Origin of the sequence: Streptomyces sp. 13-12-16 (assembly GCF_002114215.1) — a bacterium.
Classification (GTDB): Bacteria; Actinomycetota; Actinomycetes; order Streptomycetales; family Streptomycetaceae; genus Streptomyces.
The window spans coordinates 12,690-13,937 of the sequence record NZ_NCTE01001079.1; the positions used below are offsets into that span (position 1 = coordinate 12,690).

Annotated in this window: 1 pseudogene; it reads right to left on the reverse strand. The window is 72.4% G+C overall.

The window, feature by feature from the left end:
* A pseudogene (locus tag B7767_RS35560) lies at positions 1-1,248 on the reverse strand (beta keto-acyl synthase); the annotation flags it as partial.

The following is a 1,248-nucleotide window of genomic DNA, read 5'->3' on the forward strand; positions in this document are numbered from 1 at the left end:
TGGGCCGGGGGTGGGAGGACAGTCCGCTGACGAACACCTCGTAGCGGACCCGACGGCTCTGGGGGGTGACCTGTCCCCGGCAGCGCATCCGGTAGGACTCGTCGGACACCGGCTCGAACCGCCAGCCGTCCCGGTCAAGTGTGAAGCCCAGCGCGGCCAGATAGAACGCCATCGCCTGCACGCAGCCCTCGAACATGAGCGTGCCAGGCATGCACGGATCGTTGTGGAAGTGGCCGTCGAAGAACCAGTCGTCAGGCCGGACCTCGCTCTCCGCACGCAGGTAGCCACGACCCCAGGGGCCCCCGGCGGGGTCGAGTTCGCTCACCTCGTCCAGCAGCCACAGCCGGCCCTCCCCGGGAGTCGGGGTACGCACATGGGCGCGCGACACATCCCAGCCGGGGCCGAAACAGTCCGCCGGTCGGCCCTCGGCGAAGGCGCGTACGGCGTCGGGACCGAAAGCGGTGGCGGCCGGAGGAACAGCGGGCGGGTCGACCGCCCCTGCCGGTGATGGTTCCGGGCTCCAGCGCACTCCTTGCGAACCGGCGAGTTCCGCGTCGGTGAAGTAACCGGCCTGGCCCCGGCGTACCGACAGCCGCAGCTCCTCACCGACGTAGCAGTCGCTGCGGAAGAAGAACAGCCGCACGCCGTCGTGCTCGGCATGGCCCTCGACGTGGATCTCGTACCGCAGCGTCTCCCCGACGGCCGGCCGCGGTCCGTGGTACGTCACCTCGCAGCCCAGCAGCCGGTAGACCCGGTCGCCGTGGTCGAGCAGGTCCACCCCGAGCCAGCTGATCAGCAGCAGGTCGGCCTGGCCGGCCTCGATGAACAGGCCCGCGGGCATCCGGCCGGCCGGATCCAGGTACCAGGCGTCCGGGGCGACGTAGGTCTCTGTGTGAACCGTGCCGGTGGACATCGAGCCGGGTTCCGCGTCGAGCCGGGTGACCCGGTCCACCAGGAGCATCGGGGGGCGCGGCAACCGGGTCTGCCGTCGCTTGTGGTCCTGCGCGCGGAAGGCGGGACCGAAGACGTCGGAGATCCGCCCGTGCGCCAGGTGCTCCAGCAGGGCACGGTCCAGGGGCAGCGACAGTCCCCGCGTGGGCCGCTCCGGTACTGCCGGTCGCCACGGCAGGGGCGGAGAGCCCGGGGACGGGATCGCCACCGGCGCGGGCTCGATGGCCTGCGGCAGGTGCGCGGGATCCGGGGCGGGGGACAGGGCTCGGTCACCGCCGGCCGTCACGGCGGTGACCG